15 protein-coding genes are annotated in these 20935 nt (G+C 44.3%); 12 read left to right on the forward strand and 3 right to left on the reverse strand.

Going from position 1 to position 20935, the window contains the following annotated elements; all coding sequences use genetic code 11:
• Positions 1–2 precede the first annotated feature (2 nt).
• The 10 genes from GVN16_RS02355 (at position 3) to GVN16_RS02400 (ending at position 13273) form a co-directional block, all read left to right on the forward strand.
• Positions 3–1196 (forward strand): glycosyltransferase, encoded by a 1194-nt coding sequence (locus GVN16_RS02355; RefSeq protein WP_166562217.1) that lies wholly within the window; start codon positions 3–5, stop codon positions 1194–1196.
• A gap of 23 nt (positions 1197–1219) precedes the next feature.
• Complete coding sequence (locus tag GVN16_RS02360) at positions 1220–2389, forward strand: acyltransferase (protein ID WP_166562218.1); 1170 nt, start codon at positions 1220–1222, stop codon at positions 2387–2389.
• Positions 2386–3621: a lipopolysaccharide biosynthesis protein gene (locus GVN16_RS02365; protein ID WP_166562219.1), complete on the forward strand. Its 1236-nt coding sequence runs from the start codon at positions 2386–2388 to the stop codon at positions 3619–3621. The genes GVN16_RS02360 and GVN16_RS02365 overlap by 4 nt, the downstream gene beginning before the upstream one ends.
• A gap of 1 nt (position 3622) precedes the next feature.
• Positions 3623–4498: a glycosyltransferase family 2 protein gene (locus GVN16_RS02370; protein WP_166562220.1), complete on the forward strand. Its 876-nt coding sequence runs from the start codon at positions 3623–3625 to the stop codon at positions 4496–4498.
• A 3-nt stretch (positions 4499–4501) separates the two neighbouring features.
• Positions 4502–5671, forward strand: coding sequence for a glycosyltransferase family 2 protein (locus GVN16_RS02375; RefSeq protein ID WP_166562221.1), 1170 nt, complete (start codon positions 4502–4504; stop codon positions 5669–5671).
• A 40-nt stretch (positions 5672–5711) separates the two neighbouring features.
• Positions 5712–6782 (forward strand): ATP-grasp domain-containing protein, encoded by a 1071-nt coding sequence (locus GVN16_RS02380; RefSeq protein WP_166562222.1) that lies wholly within the window; start codon positions 5712–5714, stop codon positions 6780–6782.
• A gap of 139 nt (positions 6783–6921) precedes the next feature.
• Entirely contained in the window at positions 6922–7878 is a 957-nt protein-coding gene (locus GVN16_RS02385) for a hypothetical protein (protein ID WP_166562223.1), read from the forward strand.
• 5 nt (positions 7879–7883) lie between these two features.
• Positions 7884–9218 (forward strand): flippase, encoded by a 1335-nt coding sequence (locus tag GVN16_RS02390; RefSeq protein ID WP_166562224.1) that lies wholly within the window; start codon positions 7884–7886, stop codon positions 9216–9218.
• Between the two features lie 170 nt (positions 9219–9388).
• Positions 9389–12199, forward strand: coding sequence for a c-type cytochrome (locus tag GVN16_RS02395; protein WP_166562225.1), 2811 nt, complete (start codon positions 9389–9391; stop codon positions 12197–12199).
• Between the two features lie 24 nt (positions 12200–12223).
• On the forward strand, positions 12224–13273 hold the full coding sequence (locus GVN16_RS02400; RefSeq protein WP_166562226.1) for a sugar phosphate isomerase/epimerase: 1050 nt from the start codon (positions 12224–12226) through the stop codon (positions 13271–13273).
• A gap of 124 nt (positions 13274–13397) precedes the next feature.
• On the opposite strand, the gene GVN16_RS02405 is transcribed toward GVN16_RS02400, so the two are convergent.
• From GVN16_RS02405 to GVN16_RS02415, 3 genes are all read right to left on the reverse strand, one after another.
• A complete protein-coding gene (locus GVN16_RS02405) occupies positions 13398–14597 on the reverse strand; it encodes a glycosyltransferase (protein WP_166562227.1) in 1200 nt (399 codons plus the stop codon).
• A gap of 221 nt (positions 14598–14818) precedes the next feature.
• Positions 14819–16015, reverse strand: a complete 1197-nt coding sequence (locus tag GVN16_RS02410; protein ID WP_166562228.1) for a glycosyltransferase family 2 protein — start codon at positions 16013–16015, stop codon at positions 14819–14821.
• 197 nt (positions 16016–16212) lie between these two features.
• Positions 16213–16575, reverse strand: coding sequence for an Hpt domain-containing protein (locus GVN16_RS02415; protein ID WP_166562229.1), 363 nt, complete (start codon positions 16573–16575; stop codon positions 16213–16215).
• A gap of 101 nt (positions 16576–16676) precedes the next feature.
• Here GVN16_RS02415 and GVN16_RS02420 point away from each other — a divergent pair, with 101 nt between their 5' ends.
• Together GVN16_RS02420 and GVN16_RS02425 are read left to right on the forward strand one after the other, a co-directional pair.
• Entirely contained in the window at positions 16677–17795 is a 1119-nt protein-coding gene (locus tag GVN16_RS02420) for an FIST signal transduction protein (RefSeq protein WP_166562230.1), read from the forward strand.
• Positions 17788–20925 carry a PAS domain-containing sensor histidine kinase gene (locus GVN16_RS02425; protein ID WP_166562231.1) on the forward strand — a complete coding sequence of 1046 codons (3138 nt, stop codon included), beginning with the start codon at positions 17788–17790 and terminating at the stop codon, positions 20923–20925. Before GVN16_RS02420 ends, GVN16_RS02425 begins: the two co-directional genes overlap by 8 nt.
• Positions 20926–20935 lie beyond the last annotated feature (10 nt).

Genomic DNA, 20935 nt, shown 5'->3' on the forward strand with positions numbered 1-20935 from the left:
CGATGTCCTCTGAACACGCCGATATCATTTGTGTTGCTAATCCTTCGTGGGAGGGTGATTATGTTAAAAGTACGGTCAAAATCATGGCTGAACTGGCGGCCAATCATCGAATCCTGTACGTCGACTATCAATACACGATCAAAGACCTGATCTGGGGAATGCTCGGAAAAAGTGAATATGTGCCGGTAAAAAGGATGCTGGGATTAGAAAACCCTTTACGGAAACTGGAACTGGAGGACAACACATATATTTACATCCTGACGCCGCCTCCTATCCTTTCGATTAATTTTATCAGGTCCCCGGCCATCTATGATTTTTTTGCCGGATGGAATGCCGGAATCATCGCCCGCTCGGTAAAAAAGGCAATAAAGCAAATCGGTATCAGAAATCCGAAATACGTCAATGCTTTTACGCCGCAGATCGGGGTGTTTTTACAAAAAAAGCTGAACATTACGGACGAGGTTTACTATTGCTATGATGAAATAAGCACCTGTTTATGGGCCAAAAATCACGGTAAAAGACTGGAAGACAAATACCTGAAGATGGTAGACAAGGTGATTGTCAGCTCAAAAGGTCTCTATGACACCAAACACACCGCCAATGAAAATTGCCATATAGTCAACAACGGCGTTGACTTTGACCTTTTTCACCAGTCATTTGTCAAACTCGAAGAAAAAGAAAAACCAAAGAAAATTTTATACATCGGCAGCATCGACAGCCGTCTTGATTACGGCATTCTGACTGAAATAGCCATAAAATTCCCTAACCATTCGCTGGTGATGGTAGGCAGGCTGGTTTATGACGAGCCGTATGTCAAAGAAAAGATAGAGAAACTGAAGCTGATCCCGAACGTCATTTTTGAAGGAGCAAAAGCCCCTGAAGAGCTCGGAGCCTACCTGGCCCAGGCCACCATCGGGATCATCCCCTTTGTCAAAAATGACCAGACCGCAGCCATTTATCCGATGAAAATCAATGAGTACCTGGCCGCCGGACTGGCCGTGGTCAGTACCGACTTTGCCGACCTCAGCACCTTCAAAGGGCTGATTGACATCGCCAGAACCAAAGAAAACTTTGTCAGCTCTATTTCCGACTACTTTGAAAATGACAACCAGGGATTCCAGAATAAGCGGGTTTCTATCGCCAAGGGCAATTCATGGGAAAAACGTGCGGTTGAGTTTTCAAAATTATTAAGATAATAACCTAATAAAAAAGACATTCAATGTTAACATTTATCCGGAAATTCTTTTCAACGCTGGTACAGAAACTCGGAAGGGTCACCACAGGCCATAATTTCATAGGTGAAATTGACGGTCTCCGCTTTCTGGCGATTTTACCCGTGGTGTTTCACCATTTCAGCGACAGGATTTTCAGAATTACCGGGATAAACACTCCGTTTGAAGAAAAAATGTCACTTACCGTAGCGAACGGCCACATCGGAGTATATCTTTTCTTTGCTATCAGCGGTTTTATTCTTTCATTGCCCTTCGGACGGCATTCCATCAATGCCGGGCCTGAGGTTTCTTTGAAAAAATATTTTATCAGGAGGCTCACCAGGCTTGAACCGCCCTATCTCCTGATCATGACCTTTTTCTTTTTTGTACTGATCATTGTCAAGCACCAGGATTTCTTTGAGTTGCTGCCCCATTATATCGCCAGCTTATTTTATGCTCACCGCTTGATTTACGGAGAATGGAGTCCTCTGAATCCACCTTCGTGGACACTGGAAGTCGAGATACAGTTTTATATCCTGGTTCCGTTCCTGACCATTTTTTACTTTTCAATCAAGAAACTGTGGGCAAGACGTTCACTCCTGATCGGACTCATGCTGGCCAAAATACTGGTACATAACCTCACTACGGTGCTCGACGGTTTTGACCTGACTTTACCTTATGTTTATGAATTCTTCCTGGTAGGTATTCTCCTCGCAGACATTTATATCGTCGACTGGAAAGACGGGGTACCCAGGAGCAAAATCTTTGATTATATCACCGTAATCAGCATCATTACCCTGTTTTCAACCTGGACCTGGGAAAAGAACCTCACCTGGAAATTCGTATTCATTTTCTCTCTTTTCATGACCATTTACGGTTGCTTCAGGAGCATAGCCATCAACCGCTTTTTCAGAAATCCCTGGATCAGCTCCATCGGCGGCATGTGCTATTCCATTTACCTGATTCACCTGGCCCTGGCCGAGTTTTTCACCATGGCCTTCCGCCGGATCATTGAGCTGTATGATTACCCGGTTGCTTATTTTGTGGGTATCATCCTATTTTTACCGTTCCTTTTCTTTTGCAGTGTCATATTCTTTTTAATGATAGAAAAGCCTTGCATGGATGCTAACTGGCCGCAAAAATTATCAACCCGGTTTAAATCAGTATTTGCCAGATGAGTATCCTCCGAAACAAGAATATGCTGTCACTGGCAGGTAACCTCGTTGCTGCCGGAGCGGGCTTTTTAAGCTTTGCCATTCTTGCCCGTGTGCTGAACACCAACATGATGGGTGAATGGCTGATTTATCTGACGGCTATTACTTTCTTTGAGATCATCCGCTCAGGATTGATTCAGACTGCCCTTGTACGCTTTTACTCAGGGTCAGACGAGAAATCCTATGTCGGGAGCTCCTGGATCATCAGCGGGGTGCTGACGATCGCCATCCTGGTCATCCTCACGATCATTGACCTCATTTTTCCTGATTTATACAACGGCCTGCAAATGCCGTTTTTCCTGCATCAGTTCTGGATTTATTTCATCGTCACTTTACCTGGTGGCGTAGCCAGCTGGGTGCTGCAGGCCGAAAGCAAATTTACCCAGATCCTGATCCTCAGGCTTGGATTTGCGGTCCCGTTCCTGCTCTTTAATATTTCAGGTTTTTATTTCAAATGGACGTCTCTCGACATCTCTATGGCACAGAACGTGCTTTATGGGGTCATTTCGCTGCTCACCATTATCGGAGGCTGGACACACTTGCAGTCGGTCCGGCAAATCGACATGGTCAGGATACGGGAAATGCTTCATTACGGCAAGTACACCATGGGAACCACACTGGCGAGTAACCTGCTGAAAAGCACAGATACGTTTATCCTCGGTGCCCTGCTCAATCCGACAGCAACGGCGATGTACAACCTGCCATACAAACTGATTGACATCATTGAAATTCCGCTGAGGAGTTTTGCGGCTACGACTTTGCCGGACCTGTCAAAACACAGTCATGAAAAAAACAACAAAGCCATCAAGGAGATTTACGAAAACAGGATCAGAAAACTTTCATTATACCTGGCCCCTGTGAGTTTGTTGGTACTGATTTTTGCCGAGCAATTCGTCGTACTGATGGGTGGCGAAGAGTACCGCGAGTCGGCTAACATCCTGAGGGTATTTTGTATTTATAGTCTTTTCCTGCCCGCAGACAGGTTTATTGGCATAACACTCGACAGCATAGGACAGCCCAAATTTAATACCATCAAGGTCATTGTCATGGTTTTGGTCAACGGTATTGGCAGTTATGTCATCCTCAAAGTGTATCCTGATCCACTTCCGGTAGCAATTGTAACAGTATTTACAGTTTTAGTCGGAGTTGGAATAGGATTTGCTGTATTAAAAAAATGGTTTAAAGAAAATAAGTAAGATGGACCCTTTAGTTTCGATCATCACGGTAAATTACAATCAGACACAAGTGACTGAGGAGTTTCTGTTGTCCATTCAGAAGATTTCTTATCCCAATTATGAGCTCTTTGTGGTAGACAACGCCAGCCCTACGCAGGGAGTAGGATCATTAATACCGAAGTTTCCGGAATTCAGGTTTATTGAAAGCAAAGAAAACCTGGGATTTTCAGGCGGCAACAACCTGGCGGTGAAAGAAGCCAAAGGAAAATACCTGCTTTTTATCAACAATGACACCGAGGTGGAGCCTGATTTTCTTCAGCCATTGGTCAGACTGATGGAGAGCAATCCGAAGATCGGAATGGCGAGTCCGAAAATCAGGTATTTCTTTGAGGACAATCTCGTCCAGTATGCAGGCAGTACCGAAATGAACTCCTATACGGCCAGAAGCTTTTTCATCGGTGAAAAACAGGAAGATGACGGCAGGTTTGACACCACCATGAGAACGGCGTTTATTCATGGGGCAGCTATGCTGGTGTCGGCCGGAGCGATGGAGAAGGTAGGTCTGATGGAAGACCAATTCTTTCTTTATTACGAAGAGTTCGACTGGTGTGCACGTTTCAAAAAAGCCGGATTTGAAATATGGTACGTGGCCGATTCGCTGGTAAAGCACAAAGAATCGATAGCCACAGGAAAAAACAGTCCGTTAAAGGTCTATTATCAGACCAGGAACAGGATTTTTTATGTCAGGAGAAACTTTACCGGTTCTCAAAAACTCGTATTTACCTTATTTTTTACTATATTTTCTATTCCAAAAAATACTGTTAAATTTGTCATTAACCAGAGATTCGATCATCTCAAAGCATTTTACAGGGGGATTTTCTGGAATTTCAAACATTAAGCCATGACTATTGTAACTTTACTTATTTCTTTACTTCTGGTTGTTTGCGGAGTATATGTCGCTTATCTGGCGATATTTGCTTTTGCCGGCATACTGGTTCCGGCAAAGAAATATGCCAGTTCCGATAGAAAGAGCAGATTCGCGGTCTTTCTGCCTGCGTACAAAGAAGACGGGGTCATCCTGAATTCCACCAAAAAAGCACTCGAACAAAATTATCCGAAAGAATTATTTGACGTCATTGTCATTGCCGATTCAATGAAACCCGAAACCATCGGGCTGCTGAATCAGCTTCCGGTCAAAACCATCGTTGTTTCTTTTGAGTTGTCGAGCAAATCCAAGGCCCTGAACTTTGCGATGAACACCCTGGACGACAACGCTTATGACATTGCCCTGATCCTCGACGCCGACAATATTATGGAAGACGATTTCCTGGATAAGATCAACGCTGCCTTCCAGAACGGCTGGTCTATCGTGCAGGGGCATCGTACCGCCAAAAATACCAATACCACCACGGCTGTCCTGGATGCCATCAGTGAAGAGTCCAACAATCACATTTTCAACAAGGGTCACCGTGCACTCGGGCTGTCTTCAAGATTACTGGGCTCCGGCATGGCCTTTGATTATAAGTTGTTTAAAGACACGATGATCAAGATCGACACGCTGGGTGGTTTTGACAAGGAACTGGAAATGAGACTTCTGAAAAAGGAATACGCCTTTGAATACCTGGACGACGCTCTCGTTTACGACGAAAAGGTGCAGAACCCGGAAGTCTTCGAAAAACAAAGAACAAGATGGATTGCCGCCCAGTTAAAATACCTGAAAAGTAACTTCTTTTCAGGATTTGTGCACTTGTTCAGGGGCAATATCGACTATTTCAACAAGGTGTTCCAGGCCATGATGCTGCCGAGGATCATCCTGCTTGGTTTATTATTTATTTTAGTGCCGGTTACCATTTTGCTCAAGAATTATCAGCAGACCATCCTGGCATTGTCGATGATATCTGCCCTTGCCATTGTGTTTTTTATTTCCATTCCCGGATGGCTGAAAAAACAGATAGGCTGGCGTGAAATATTGCTTTTGCCTAAATTATTCTTTAAATTCCTTAAGTCGATCACAAAAATCGGGGATGCCAATAAAAAATTCATCCATACCCCGCACGACACGACCCATTAACCTGATAAACCAATTTTAAACTTTATAGTCAACTCAGTTCATGTCACATAAAAAGGCCGTTTTACTTATAGGTTACGATTCTAACCTTTCACTAGGAGTAATTTACTGCTTGAGATCTTTTAATTATACGATCCATCTCCTGACAAGTAACCAGAAAAATGCAGCCAGGCATTCCAGGTTCCTGGATAAAATCCACGTCAGGGAAGCCATCAACTCGAAGGACGACATCATTAAAATTGTGCAGGAAAATCACATTGACCTCATCATGCCCATTGACGAGATCGAAATCAGGTTTATCAGGCAACACAAAGAACTTCTGAGCCAGTATGCTCCCTGCAGCTGGTCTACAGACACTGAGTTTTTCGACATAGGTATCAACAAAAAGCTGCTCGCAGAATTTCTGACCAAAAACGGTGTTTCATGCCCGGTTTATGCCACGGTAAATGACTTGAAAGAGCTTGAAAACATTGCCGGACAGATCGGATACCCTTTGCTGTTAAAACCCACCAGGGGCTCTTTCGGGCGTATGATCCGGAAGTTTGAGAACTGGGAAGATCTTAAAGATTATTACAACAGCAATCCGCCGGAAGACCGCGAATTTATCATTCAGCCTTTCATTGTAGGCAGCGATATCACCTGTAATGTCATTTGTAAGGAAGGCGAGATCATTTGTTATACCATCCAGGAATCGCCCGTAAAAACAGGCTCAGACTTCAGCTCTAATGACGTCCTGCAGTTTCATGAAGACGAAGAAGTGATACGCGAAGTAAGTAAAATGATGAAACTCCTGCACTGGTCAGGCGTGGCTTGTGTAGACCTCAGAAGAGACCAGCGTGATAAAAAAGTATACATTCTTGAAATCAACGGCAGGTTCTGGGCTTCAGTGGTTACTTCATGTCTGAAAGCCAAAGTCAATTTCCCGCTGATTATGCTCAAACTGGCCCTTAATGAGCCTGTGGATATTCCGAAGCAAACCCACGGCAGGCAAATTGCCCTGAAACAATATTTTGATGCCCTGAAATCCGGGAAGAAAACCTCGTTTAAGGACACCAAATATGTCAGTTACCTGTCAGACCCGGTGGCCCGTTTTTTCCAGGTTTTCAAACTGTGATCCGGCCCTCTTTTTTCTTCTGTTTTTAACTTTCAGTATTTATTATTCTTTTGGCTTGCTATTTGCTGAGGTATGAATAAGCCAGGCAGGCCTGCTTTCTGTTATGCGATTAAAAATGTAGTTTTAACCTATATTTTGAATGTTTATATATGTACTGAATAAACTTTTGAGCTTATTGGTATGGCTCAGATACGGAAAGTTACCTGTTAATATCAAATATTATTACAGACATACTTATATGTGCCAGTTAAGGCAATGGAGGTTTGTCATAAGGGATTATTTCATTAAAAAACCTTACAAGGAAATATCATTCAGCGGGGAGTTCGGAGCTGAGCTGATGTTTGCCCTGCCTTTTGCGTACTGGCATCATCTCAACGGTACCCTTAAAAACACCACAAGCTCCCTATTTACCAAAGAGTTTTATTTTTTCTCACCCGATCACACCGAGAAATTCACTGCCCGGTCGGACGAAGGCAATTATAATTTTGATCTGCCCCGCATTCTTTACAGCCAGGACTACGACATGGAAAAGTGGGTCCGGGTTCCCTTAAAAGAACATTACAAAAACGATTTCTTCGTATTTGACAAACCCATTCTGATCATCGCCAACCGGTACAATACGGAATGGGACGGCCCGCCGGTCAGCTTCTTCAGTCTGGAGATACTCGACGAGATGATCACCACCCTGAAAGATAAGTTTACCATCATTTATAACCGTCCCAAACCACAGCACCTGGTGCCTGACCACAGCCTTACTTACGACCTGAAAGATTATGAATGGATAGCAGAACACCACCCTGAAATACATATTTTGAGCGAAATGTATCGCGATAACCCACATAATGCCCATCACTTTAATCATTTCCAGATGATGGCTTATTCCAACGCAGATCATTTCATTTCAATCCACGGCGGGACGGCCACTTTTGCCAGTTATTTCGGCGGAACCAACCTTATTTTTTCAAAACAAGGTCCGGAACACCATTTTCATTGCTTTACCAAGCTTTTTCCACAGCTTTCGGGAGCTGCTATTTTGCACGCTAAAACAGAAGACGAGTTGAGGGCTTATATAAATTCTCATTTTACTAAAAATTAAATAAAATGAAGAACAATTACTGGTTACGTTCAGGCATGTTGAATATCGTTCAGAACATGACTTCTGTCCTGTTTGGCTTCGGCGGATTCTATTTTCTGGTCAGGCTGCTGGATAAAAACCAGTTTGGTACCTGGACCTTGTTTCTCACTACCACCACCATCATTGAAGTCTTCAGAAACGGGCTCATCAGCAACGCCCTCATTAAGTTTGTTTCCGGAGAACCGGAAGCTGAACGGCCAAAGATCATTTCTGCCGCCTTTACGATCAGCTTTTTTATTACCTTACTTTATATCCTGCTGACCTTTATTTTTGCAGATCATCTCAGCAGTTACTGGAGAATACCCGAGCTCAGCCCCTTGCTCTATTACTACACCATCATTTTTATTTTTTCGGGATTACTCTCTCTTTTTAATAACATCGAACAAGCTCATTTTCATTTTGAAGGCATATTTATTACTACGTTTTTAAGGCAGATCATCATGTTTCTGTACATTCTGATTTGTTACATCCAGAATTACGTACCACCCCTCACCTACCTGGTTTACGTGTTGATCCTGGCGATTGTCGTCAGTGCGGCTGCCGGTTGGTTTTTTGTGAGAAAATACCTCGTTTTTACCTGGAGTTTTCATCCTGAATGGATAAAAAAGATCTTTAATTATGGCAAATATGCCTTCGGAACTACGGTAAGCTCTATTATTTCAGGGTCCATTAACCAGATCATGCTGGGCGGGATGCTGTCGCCGGTGGCTTCAGGGATGTTCAATGTAGCCATCAGGATCACCAATCTGATCGAAATCCCTACCAATGCCATCGCCAACATTGTTTTTCCGCAAAGTGCCAAAAGGCTGGAAGAAACAGGCCTGGAGGGCATCCGTTACCTGTATGAGAAATCTGTGGGCACCATCCTGGCCCTTGTTATTCCCATGGTTTTGTTCCTTTATTTCTTTGCCGACCTCACCATCGGGCTGATCGCCGGGGATAAATATGACGACACCATCCCTCTGCTTAAAATCACTTTATTGTATTGTTTGTTAGTACCTTATGGCCGTCAGTTCGGCACTATACTGGACTCTATCGGAAAAACCCGGACCACTTTCCGGGTGGTTTTCATCTCGGCCTGTATCAACATCGGCATGAACTACTTCTTTATCAAATCCAACGGTCTGCTGGGAGCCGCTTATGCCACCCTGTATTCCCAGATCATCGGGTTCGTTATCGGGCAGGTGATTTTATATAAATTCCTGAAAGTCAACATTCTTCACCCGTTTATTTATGCTTACCGGTTTTATCCTGAGTTTTACCAGACGCATATTGCACCAAGACTGAAGAGGGGGGCATGATTATTTCCTGCGAACAAAGCTTAAACCGGCCCTCCCGGTTTTCCTACATTTCCTGATTCTTTACTTTCCTCGTTCGTTTTACGGTACTTGTCGGTTTTATTGGCTTGGTGGTCGGTTTTCTTTGGAAATTTGATCAAAAAAAAGGTATTTTTATAAAATTTATTATTTAAATGAAATTACCCGACCGAAACCTTAAAATTAAACTGTTTTACCGGTTCACTATTTCTGCCGTTTTACTGACCGGATGGGTGACCGCCTGTAAAGTAAGCAGCCCGGCTACCAGGGACCTTGTCAAAGATGTAATCGGTACCTTTTCCGAGCAATCACCCGCGGTAAAACTACCCGAAACCGCTGATCCGGAGAGTGATGACTGGAAAAACATTGACCTGCAGGCCAAATCTCCTGTAAAACCACTTTACCCTTCAGAAGAAGCCAAAAGCTTCCTTCTTCCCCCGGGTTACAAAATTGAACCCATCCTTACAGAACCTGCCATTCAGCAGCCCGGAGCCATTGCTTTTGATGGCAATGGCCGCATGTATGTACTGGAGCTCCGCTCTTACATGCTGGACGCCGACTCAAAAGATGAGCTGGAACCGACCAGCAGGATATCCAGATGGGAAGACAAAAACAATGACGGGATCTACGAGTCCGGTACCACGTTTGTCGACAGCCTGATTTTCCCGAGATTTGTACTGCCTTATGGCAAGGATTGTATACTGACCATGGAGTCTGATGCAGACAATGTCTATAAATACACCGACACCAACGGCGACGGTAAAGCTGATAAAAAAGAGTTTTTTACCAATAAATACGGCCGCTCCGGCAACGTGGAGCACCAGCAGGCATTTATGTACCAGGGCATGGACAACTGGCTTTACAGCACGGTCAATGCCTTCAGGGTCAGAGAAACGCCGGGTGGGGTGATCCGCGAAAAAACGGGATTCAACAGGGCCCAGTGGGGCATTACCCATGATGACAACGGCAAACTCTGGTTTCAGGGCGGAGCCAGCGGCTTACCTTCTTATTTCCAGTTTCCTATCCATTACGGCAATTTTGAAGTGCCGAATGAATTTGCCAAGGGATTTGACGTTCCCTGGGGCTCGGCCATCAAAATCAGCGATATGCAGGGGGGAATGGATGAAATCAGGCAGCCGGACGGTTCACTGAAAAGAGTAACAGGGTCTGCCGGAAACGACGTTTATCGCGGCGACAGGCTGCCTGCCGACCTGAGAGGACAGTATTTTTATGGTGAACCGGTCGCGAGGATCGTCAGACAGATCAATCCGATCGTTACAGAAGGACTCACGACGCTTCATAATGTATACCAGGATCAGAAATCAGAGTTTTTACGTTCAAGTGACCCCCTGTTCAGACCGGTGGATATGGCCACTGCTCCTGACGGAACGCTTTATATAGTAGACATGTACCACGGCATTATCCAGGAAGGCCAGTGGACACAAAAAGGTACTTATCTGAGGACCAAGATCGAACAATATCAGCTGGAAAAAGTAGTAGGTTTAGGCCGGATCTGGCGGATCACCTACGAAGGCATAGACCGCGATAAAACCAAGCCGAGGATGCTCAGCGAAAAAACATCCAGGCTTGTGAAGCATTTTGAACATCCCAACGGATGGTGGCGTGACGCTGCCCAGCAGCAGATTGTCCTGAGAAAAGACCTTTCCGTTGCACCTGCCCTTGAATCGATGGTATCGAATTCTCAGAATGTACAGGCCAGGATACATGCCTTATGGTCGCTTGAAGGACTGGGAGCCCTGAAAAAAGAAACCGTTCAGAAATTATTAAAAGACCCGAATCCGAGGATCCGCAACCAGGCCCTCCGTGCGGGAGAATCACTTTACAAAGCCGGAGAAAAGGAGCTGAAAGACGATTTCCTGGCCCTGATCAACGACCAGGATACAGATGTGGTGATCCAGGCGATGCTGACAGCACAGCACCTTAAACTGCCCGATACTGAAAGTCATATTAAAGCGACCATCGAAAAAAACAAGGCTGCCGGTGTCAAACTGGTCGGTCAGCAGATCATTACCCCGCCCAAGCCCCGTGGTTTTGCGACGGGCGGTGCACAGGAGCTGAACAAAAGCCAGAAGGAAATGCTGGCCAGAGGTGAGGTTATTTATAATGAATTATGCTCCCAGTGCCACGGAAACAATGGTATGGGGACGCCCGCCGGAGACGGCAAATTACTGGCCCCTGCCCTGGCCGGGTCCTTACGGATACAATCTCATCCTGAATATGCCGTGAGGGTGGTGTTGCACGGAATGGAAGGGGCTATCGAAGGGAAAACCTATGCAGGCAATATGATGGCCAGTATGAAAGAGCAATCTGATGAATGGGTCTCTGATGTGGTTTCTTATATCAGAAACGGACTGTCTAACGATGCTTCGATGATTACTGCCGACCAGGTAGCCAAAATAAGAGCCAGGACCTCCGGTCAATCCGGCACGTATCTTTATGACGGACTGATAAAGCAGGTGCCGCAGGAATTACAGCTGAAAGAAAACTGGAAGGTGACCGCCAGTCATACGGCTTCGACAAGGATAGGCGGCAATGTTTCTCCCAACACGGCGTTTACCTATGAAGGCTGGTCTACAGGGCTTAAACAGGAAAAAGGAATGTGGTACCAGATAGAATTCCCGAAAGAAGTCAACCTCAACGAAATACACTTTACCTCTGCCCAGATGATACGCAAAGGCTGGGTACCGGACCCTAAAAAGCCCAATGAACCAAGGCCTTTTGTGCAGACATTCCCGAGGGTTTACGTTGTGGAAACGTCTTCAGACGGTGTCAACTGGCAGGAAACCCTCAGCTCTGCCAAAGGACAGGAAGGACAGAATGTTCTTTTATTCAACGCCCCCAAAACCCGGTTTATCAGGATAAAGCTGAATGAAGGCGTAGAGAAAGAAAATGAGGATGTCCCTTGGACCATGAAACAAATGAAAATATTCGGTCAAAATTTCTAACCTTAATAAATAGCTAATCAAACAATGAAAAAAACAAACGATTTATCTGTATCACGCCGTAATTTCCTCGGCACTTCAGCGGCTCTCGTTTCCGGTGCGGTTCTGGGATCAAACAACCTTTTCGGGGCTCCGGCCATCATTCGTAACCTGCTCAGTCCCGGATCACTGATCAATGGCGTTCAGATTGGCGTTATCACTTACTCATTCAGAGATTTACCGGATCAGAGTGCGGAAGCCACCCTTAAATATGTACTGGACACAGGTGTCAGTGCGATTGAACTGATGGGAGACCCTGCAGAGAGTTTTGCAGGCAAGCCGAAAAGCACGGTTGATTTCCGTTCCCTTTATCCCCTGATGAGAAAAAGAAACGAAAAGCAGGAGCTGACGGAAGAAGAGAAAAAGAAACTGGCTGACGGCGAAGCCCAGATGAAGTCATATAACGAAGAGGTAACCAAATGGCGTGCCGGCGTTTCAATGGCTAAATTTGAGCAGGTTCGTAAGATGTACAACGATGCCGGTGTTAAAATTTATGCCTTCAAACCGAATGCTTTCGGTAAAAACAACTCTGATGCGGAAGTGCTTTACGGCATGAAAGCCGCAAAGGCCCTGGGAGCTTCACACGTGACGCTGGAACACCCTTCCGACGACGCACAAACACTCAGATTAGGAAAACTGGCTGAAGGCGTGGGCATCAAGGTAGGATACCACGGCCATGAGCAGGAAACCCCTACTTTCTGGGATACGGCCCTGGCCCAGTCGCCGGCCAACGCCCTGAACCTTGACCTGGGTCACTACATTGCAGCCGGTAACACGGATGCTCTTGACCTGATCAGAAAGAAACACGACAGGATCAGCAGCATGCACGTGAAAGACCGTCAGAAGCCTGCCAACGGCAAAGGAAACCTGGTCTGGGGACAAGGAGATACGCCTTTGACTGAAGTCCTGGGTCTGATGAGAAAAGAGAAGTACAAGTTCCCCGCTACGATTGAGCTGGAATACAAAGTTCCGGAAGGCTCTACTTCGGTAAATGAAGTAAAAAAATGTGTAGAGTATTGTAAGAAAATATTGAGTTAATCAATAATACCTATGATAGAAGACGGTCCCGGTGAAAATCGGGATCGTTTTTTTATGGGCAAAATCGTGACCCTGGCATGAAATACGATCCGCCGAAAGCCCCCAAACATCGTGTAAGAGATATTTACTTATTATCCAGAGAAGAATCTGAATGATGGAAGTGTTTGGTCGCTACAGAGCGTTTGTTGGCCCTTACCGCGTTCAGAAGAGAGATCACCTGGAAGAAGATGAACTTCGGAATGCTGACGAGCGATTTATAGATGACCCGGTCGGTTTTCGAATTAAGCAGGGCAGTGGCAAAACCCACTACAAAAAATATCAGTCCGGCTACCCAGACGACGCTTTCAATCGGGCTTATGTATAAATCAATGACAATGAAGACGATGGCAAAACCCAGCTTGATAAACAAGGGGGGTCTGAGCAGCACAATCCCGAAAAGGAACTGATTGAGGCTGAAGTTCTTAACGCCCCTGGCAATGATCTGAAAACCATATTTAAAGTACCTGAACCACGTATTGATCCACCTGGCCCGCTGATTTACCAGCTGATCAGATTTGGAAGTTTTTTCGTCGTAAATAATGGCATCTTCTGCAAAAGCGATACGGACATCCCTCTTAAGGATTTCAGCCTGAAGCACTTTGTCAAATCCGGCCCCGGTAATGTCTTTAGACTCGAGGCAATCCTTATACAAAGCAGTGGTAAAAGCCATACCCGAACCGGCCAGTGTAGCAGATGAGCCCAGACCGAAAAGGATTTTTCCATCATAGAAATGATAGTAGATATCACGGGCAGCATCGAGCCTGGCATATTCGGTGTCCAGGTTCTTGGCATTTCTGACCCCCTGGACGGCCAAAAAGCCTTTGTCAAAAAATACATCAAGTTTTCTGAGGAAATCAGGCTCAACCAGGTTATCACTATCAATGATGGTCAGCCTTTCGTGAGGCCTTTTGAAGCGGTTGATGGCATAAAAATGTGACCTGGTGTTGCTGCTGAGGGTCTCTTCAGGTCTGAGGATCACCACACGCTCGTCCTCAAAGTGCAGGCCGGTGATGTCACATTTGTCGGCTACCACATAAACAATGAAGTCGGGGTAGTCGAGATTCAGAATGGACTGGACCACATTGGGAATATTCGTTAGCTGCTCATAAGCCGTTACAATGACCGCGTAGTCTGAGTATTGTACTTCTCTACCAAGATGATTGTCTTTCTTTTTAAACAAGGAAACCAGTTTATAAAAAACAAACAAAATGAAAGGTAAGAACAAATGCCAGCCAATGTATACCTGCAACAGTATCCACAGAATAAAGAATATTTCTTTCAGCATATTTTCCTGCTACTTTTAAACATCAATCTTGTATATCAATTAACATACCAATACTTTCAGCCCTGCTGAAATTATCTGATATTTTTATTAACAACCCACTTATCGGTATTATTTAAAAAAACACATCCGGTACTCATTCCTAAATCTACGAAAAATAATGATTTTTGGCTGAGAATCCCGATATATCTGCATCTTATTGTGCACCAGCCGTTTACCTTTTCTCATTCAGCCCTGCGGACCTTCTCCCAGATGCCTGAGGTGAGCCCGTTGCGATATCTGAAAAATCCCCTGATGGCACAATAATTCATAAAAGAGAAATAATAAGGCACGAACAGCAGTTTTATCCTGATTTTACGATTTTCAAAGTAATTACCCAGGATCGCGAGGCCATAAAACAATATTTGTCCTGCCAGAAAATAAATATAAATCATGTCAGCCGACAAGGCAACCAGGGCTACATTCACAACAAAAATCAACGGTAAACAAAAAGGTGCCACCGCCCAACGCATCGCCCGGTGCGAAACGTACTGGAATGACAACCAGCCGTATTTAAAAATGTTTAAAAGAAACCCGAGCCTGGCAATCGACTGAAAACCTCCGGCAGCAATCCTGACTTTGCGTTTCTGTTCGTCACCTATTGAAAAAGAAGGCCTTTCGCTTGCATAGGCATCAGGCTCATAAATGACCCTGAATCCCCTGGCAGCAATACGAAGTGAAATCATGAAATCGTCAAGCAGCGTATCTTTCTCTACTTCTTCAAAAAGCTCAGTCCTGACGGCAAAGAGTTCACCGGCCGCACCGACTACAGAGTAGAGTTCGGTATCCAGTTTTTTAAGGAAAGATTCGTATTTCCAGTAAAGCCCCTCTCCTGCTCCGGCAGCGGCTTCATTGTCATCCATCATGATCCTTTTTTCCCCGGCTACTGCCCCGGTTGAGGCATCTTTAAAATGACGGATGATATTTTTAATGACGAGTTTGTTGAGTGTCGTATTGGCATCAGAGAAAATGACAATGGGCGTAGAAACGGTTTTCATGGCGATGTTCATCGCCTCAATCTTACCTCGTCTTTCGCTGCCACCGAGATAATGGACAGAAGCATTTTTTCCAGACAGTTCCCTGACAAATTCTGTGGTGCCGTCGTCAGACCCTTCGGTCACAAACAGCAGCCTGAGCAAATGGGCCGGATAATCAAGTCCCAGTGAGTTTTCGACTTTTTCCTTGATACATGACATTTCATTATAAGCCGGGATAATGAGGGTCACTTCAGGCAGATACTGATCATCAAAGTCCTTTTTATAGGCTTTGCCTAGAGCTTTTTTGATTTTGACCAGTACATAAATCAGGATGCCGTATCCTATATAAGTGTAAAAAACCAGAAAGAGAGAAAACCAAAAAACGAAAATCAGGAAAGGGATCATGAATGTAATTTTTATTAACCGTATGACACAACTACCGTCATACGGGCTGGCTATTTTGCAAATCGGATTCCGGCTACATGTAAGGCATTAACCTACGGCTTCAGTAAAGAAACTTCCTTCTGAATTCCTGTAAGATCAACACCTGAGTTTTTTTATATCAGGAGCACATTATGGATAAAAAACTATCCTGCTATTACTTAAAGCGATTCCATTTTCAGTTTGATATTCCCGGCTCCTGCCTGCACATTAGCGTCCAGGTTATCATAGGCGGCCTTCAGACCGGCTTTATCAGAACCGTTAAAATCTTTTACTACCCTCTCAAATTCCTGTATCAGGGGATATATGCCGGTAAGGCCAACCATAGAAAAGTTAGGCTTGATCTGATGGATTTTCTGACCGGCCTCGTTAAAATTATTCAATTCAATTAAAGTGCCGATCTGATTCCAGATCAGTAAAGAATCCTCTAAAAAAGACTCAAAAATTATTGATAAAATTTCTTTATCTTCGCCGTATAGTTCCTGAAGATGTTTTGTATCTACTAAAGTTAGATCTTGACTCATAATTACCTTTTTGTTTTTCAGTGCAAAAAAAATGCCACCTTATAAATTTATAAAAACTTTGAAATTAATGTCCCTAAATAATTCAACCTGTCTTAAAACTCATGAAAACTTTTTTTATCCAAAACCCACTGGACGTTTCGCCGGTAGCAGAAACCCTGGGGGCCTGTGACCTGGATCCTGAAATCAAGAGTATCCTTATCTTGTCATGCGATAAAGATCACACCCCAAAAACAGATATTGATCTGATTTTAAAACGTTTAAATAAACCCGTATTTGGTGGACTTTTCCCCGAACTCATCTATCAGGGTCAAAGAAAACAATCAGGAATGATCGTTGTCGGCCTGTACAAAGAAACTAAAACGCTCCTTTTTGAAGGTAATAATTCCGAAGAGCAAATATATGAATTGATCAGTGAAAAATTTAAGGATGATAACCCGGAAGGAAAAAGTATTTTTTTGTTTACAGACGCCCTTCATTTCAACAAGACCGGCCTGATCGATTCCTTATATAATTATTTCGGGATGTTCCCGGCTTACATCGGCGGTGGTGCCGGTTCCCTGAGTTTTGAAAATATCCCGAGCATATATTCCAATGAAGGGCTGGTCCAGTCGTCGGCCATTATCGGCTTGTATGATGGAAGTATTTCTATAGGCGTAGATCATGGTTATACAGCCATCAGTGATTCTTTCAAGGTGACGGAGTCTGTCAACAACCAGATCATCAGTCTCAACTGGAAACCGGCCATGGAAGTGTATCAGTATGTGGTAGAAAAACATTCAGGTAAACTTTTCAAAAAATCTGAATTCGGGGATTTTGTCAAATCTTATCCCTTCGGGATCAATAAAGTTGATTCTCAGATGGTTGTCCGGGACCCTTTCATGGAAAAAGACGGCTCTATCTTTACCCTTGACGCCGTTGAGCAAGGATCTTATATTAATATTGTCTACGCAAAAGAGCAGAATCTTGTTGAAGGGGCCGGGTTAGCCAAAGCATATGCACAAAATAATATCAGAAATCAGAATTCAGGTTCGATTTTTGTTATAGATTGCATTACCAGATCACTATTTTTAGATGAAAATTTTCATAAGGAATTAAATGCACTGGACCCAGAAAACGTTGCTTTCGGAGCTTTAACTTTAGGCGAAATCGCGAATTTCGGGAATTCTTATCTGGAAATTTATAATAAAACAGCCGTAGTGGGCATTTTTGAAAATGATTGACGTAAACAGTAAAGTTCTAAAAGAAATCCTGCTAGAATTAACACTTGTTATCGGGGGTGAAACAGATTATAATAAAATACTCAAAAAAACACTGCCTCTTTACCTGAGAAGGCTGAACTGTACGGTTGCTTTGGTTTTTCACACTGATAAGGGAAAGGTAAAATCTGAGTTTATATTACCAATCTCATTATCAAAAACAAAAGAATGGCCCACTTTCCGTGAAAAAGTGCTTGAAGAAATCAGGTCCGGCAAAATCGGCAGCCTGACAGAACTTTCAGAAAATGGCCTTAATTATTATCTGTTTTCGCTCAATCCGGAAATTTTCCTGATACTGGGCAGAAAAGAAGCTTTCGGAGATAATGTCATTGATGAGCTCATTCCGGTCATCCAGTTTCTGGGCCAGGCCCTCAACAATGCCATGGAAATTCAGAAAAGGAAGTTTGCCGAAGAAGAGCTGAATAAAGAAAGACTTCTGCTTAAAACCATCATTGATCATATTCCTGATTCCATATATCTAAAGGACCTTTCCTTAAAAAAACTGGTGGCCAACAAGGCCGACCTGTTTTTTTCGGGCTATGATTCAGAATCCGAAATTCTGGGTAAAACTGATTCAGAAATTTACCCCCCGGAACTGGCAGATCATGCTACCAAGGTCGAAAAAGAGATATTGAGAACAGGGCTTCCCATGCTGAATGTTGAAGAGTTCCTTGAAAATAAAAAAGGTTTTAAGGCTGTCCTCAATACTTCTAAATTCCCGCTTATTGACGAAAATCAAAATATACTGGGAATTGTCGGGATAGGTAAAAACATCACTGAGTTCAAAAACAATCAGAAAGAAATCAAGCTTTTGTCGCTGGTAGCCAGCCAGACCGACAGCAGCGTACTGATCACTGACCTGGAAGGTAAAATAGAATGGGTCAATGACGGGTTTATCCGGCTGACCGGGTATACAGCAGACGAAGCACGGGGCATGAGGCCCTGGTGGCTCCTTCGCGGGCCGCTGTCTGACGAAACAACCCTCAATGAGATAGTCACGGACATTCTCCTGCAAAAGCCGATTGATAAAGATATTATTATTTATAATAAGAAAAAGGAAGCTGTCTGGATCAATATCCAGGGTAGCCCGCTGAAAGATGACGACGGAAACGTACAAGGCTTTTTCTCTATTCAGAATGATATCAGTGAAAGGAAAAAAAGCGAAGCTCAGATCAGGCAGCTGCTTACCTGGATAGATGAATCGAGTGACGCCATGCATGTTATTGATGAAACCGGAAACATCCGTTTTATTAATACAGAAGCGGCCAATCGCCTGGGAAAGACCAAGGAAGAACTTATCGGTCAGCATATAGGGACCGTGGAGATCATGTTTCAGGATCACAGCAAATGGGAAGAACATGTGGCCGAACTGAAAGAAGTGGACCAACAAATACTTGAAGGCCGCCATGTGAGAAAAAACGGCCACGAATACCCGGTAGAAGTCAGTGCCAAATACCTTAATATTGAGAACCAGGGCTTTGTGATTGCCTTTACAAGAGATATTACCGAAAGAAAAAGGACGGAACTGATCCTGAGACAAAGTGAGGAAAAATACCGTGGTATCATGGAAAACATGGAACTCGGGTTTCTGGAAGTGGACCTGGACGGCAAAATCATACGGGCCCATGACCAGATGTGCCGCATGAGCGGCTATACGGAAGCCGAACTGATCGGGAAGAATGCCATGGAGATTTTTACGCCCGAGGAGTTTAAAGAAACCCTGCTGAGGCAAGACAATGACAGGCTTGAAGGCCGGGTGGGCAACTACGAGGTGCAGCTGAGGAAAAAGAACGGAGAGCGGCTTTGGGTGCTCATCAGCGGCGGCCCTGTTTTTGATTATGACGGCAACGTGGTGGGTTCGGTAGGGATTCATTATGACATCACCGAACAGAAACAGTTCCAGGAAGAGCTGGCCAAGGCCAAAAACCTGGCAGAAAAAGCCCAGGAAGCAGAAAAGCAGTTCCTTTCCAACATGAGTCATGAGATCCGGACACCGCTCAATGCCATCATCGGGATGACCAACCTGCTGTATGACACCAAGCCGACCAATGAGCAGATCGACTACCTGGATACCCTTAATTCTTCGGCCAACTTCCTGTTATCCCTCATTTCCGATATTCTCGACATCGCCAAAATTGAATCGGGCAAGATCGAATTGCACCCGAAACCGTTTAACCTTTCTGCTAACCTGAACACCCTCAGGAAGACATTCAAGCTGAAGGTGGGCGACAAACCGGTAAAAATAGAGACCCATATTGACGAAAAACTTAATCCGGCGGTTATCGGTGACGAAACCCTCTTTAACCAGGTTTTGATGAACTTACTGAGTAACTCAGAGAAATTCACCGAATCAGGCACCATCGGTCTGCAGGCAAAGCTGATCGAACAGGATGATCCGACGGTCCAGTGGATTGAGTTCAAGGTGTACGACACCGGTATCGGTATCAGTAACGACAATCTTGATGCCATTTTTGAGAAATTCAAGCAGATCAAAAGCGATACCGGACAAAAATACCGCGGTACAGGACTGGGGCTGGCCATTACCAAACAGTTGATCGTTGTGATGGGCGGGCAGATCGGTGTGGAAAGTAAAAAAGGAGAAGGAACGACGTTTACGTTCCAGCTTCCTTTCAAAAAATACAACTCTGATCTGGACCAAAACCACGAATTTGCCCAGAAATCAGTGAAAGTGATTGAGAAAATCAATCAGAAAGCCGATGTCAGACTGGATCCGCTCCTGGTGGTGGAAGACAACCTGACCAATCAGAAATACATCAGAACAGTACTGAGCAAGTTTGACATTGATTTCGAAATCGCCAATGACGGCAAGGAAGCCCTGGAGCTGACCTTTCAGAAGAAGTATTCCCTGATACTGATGGACTTACAGATGCCGGTCATGGATGGCTATGAATCGACAATCAGCATCAGGAATTCGGAGAATATCAACCAGCATACGATCATCATCGCGTTAACGGCTTCGGCTTTACTGGATCAGAAAAACAAGGCCTTGTCGGTGGGCATGAACGACTTTATTACGAAACCGTTTACACCATCACAATTAAAGGAAAAATTAGAAGAATATTTAGGTTTTTGATGTATATTGG

Source organism: Emticicia sp. CRIBPO (genome assembly GCF_009905725.1).
Lineage (GTDB): Bacteria > Bacteroidota > Bacteroidia > Cytophagales > Spirosomataceae > Leadbetterella.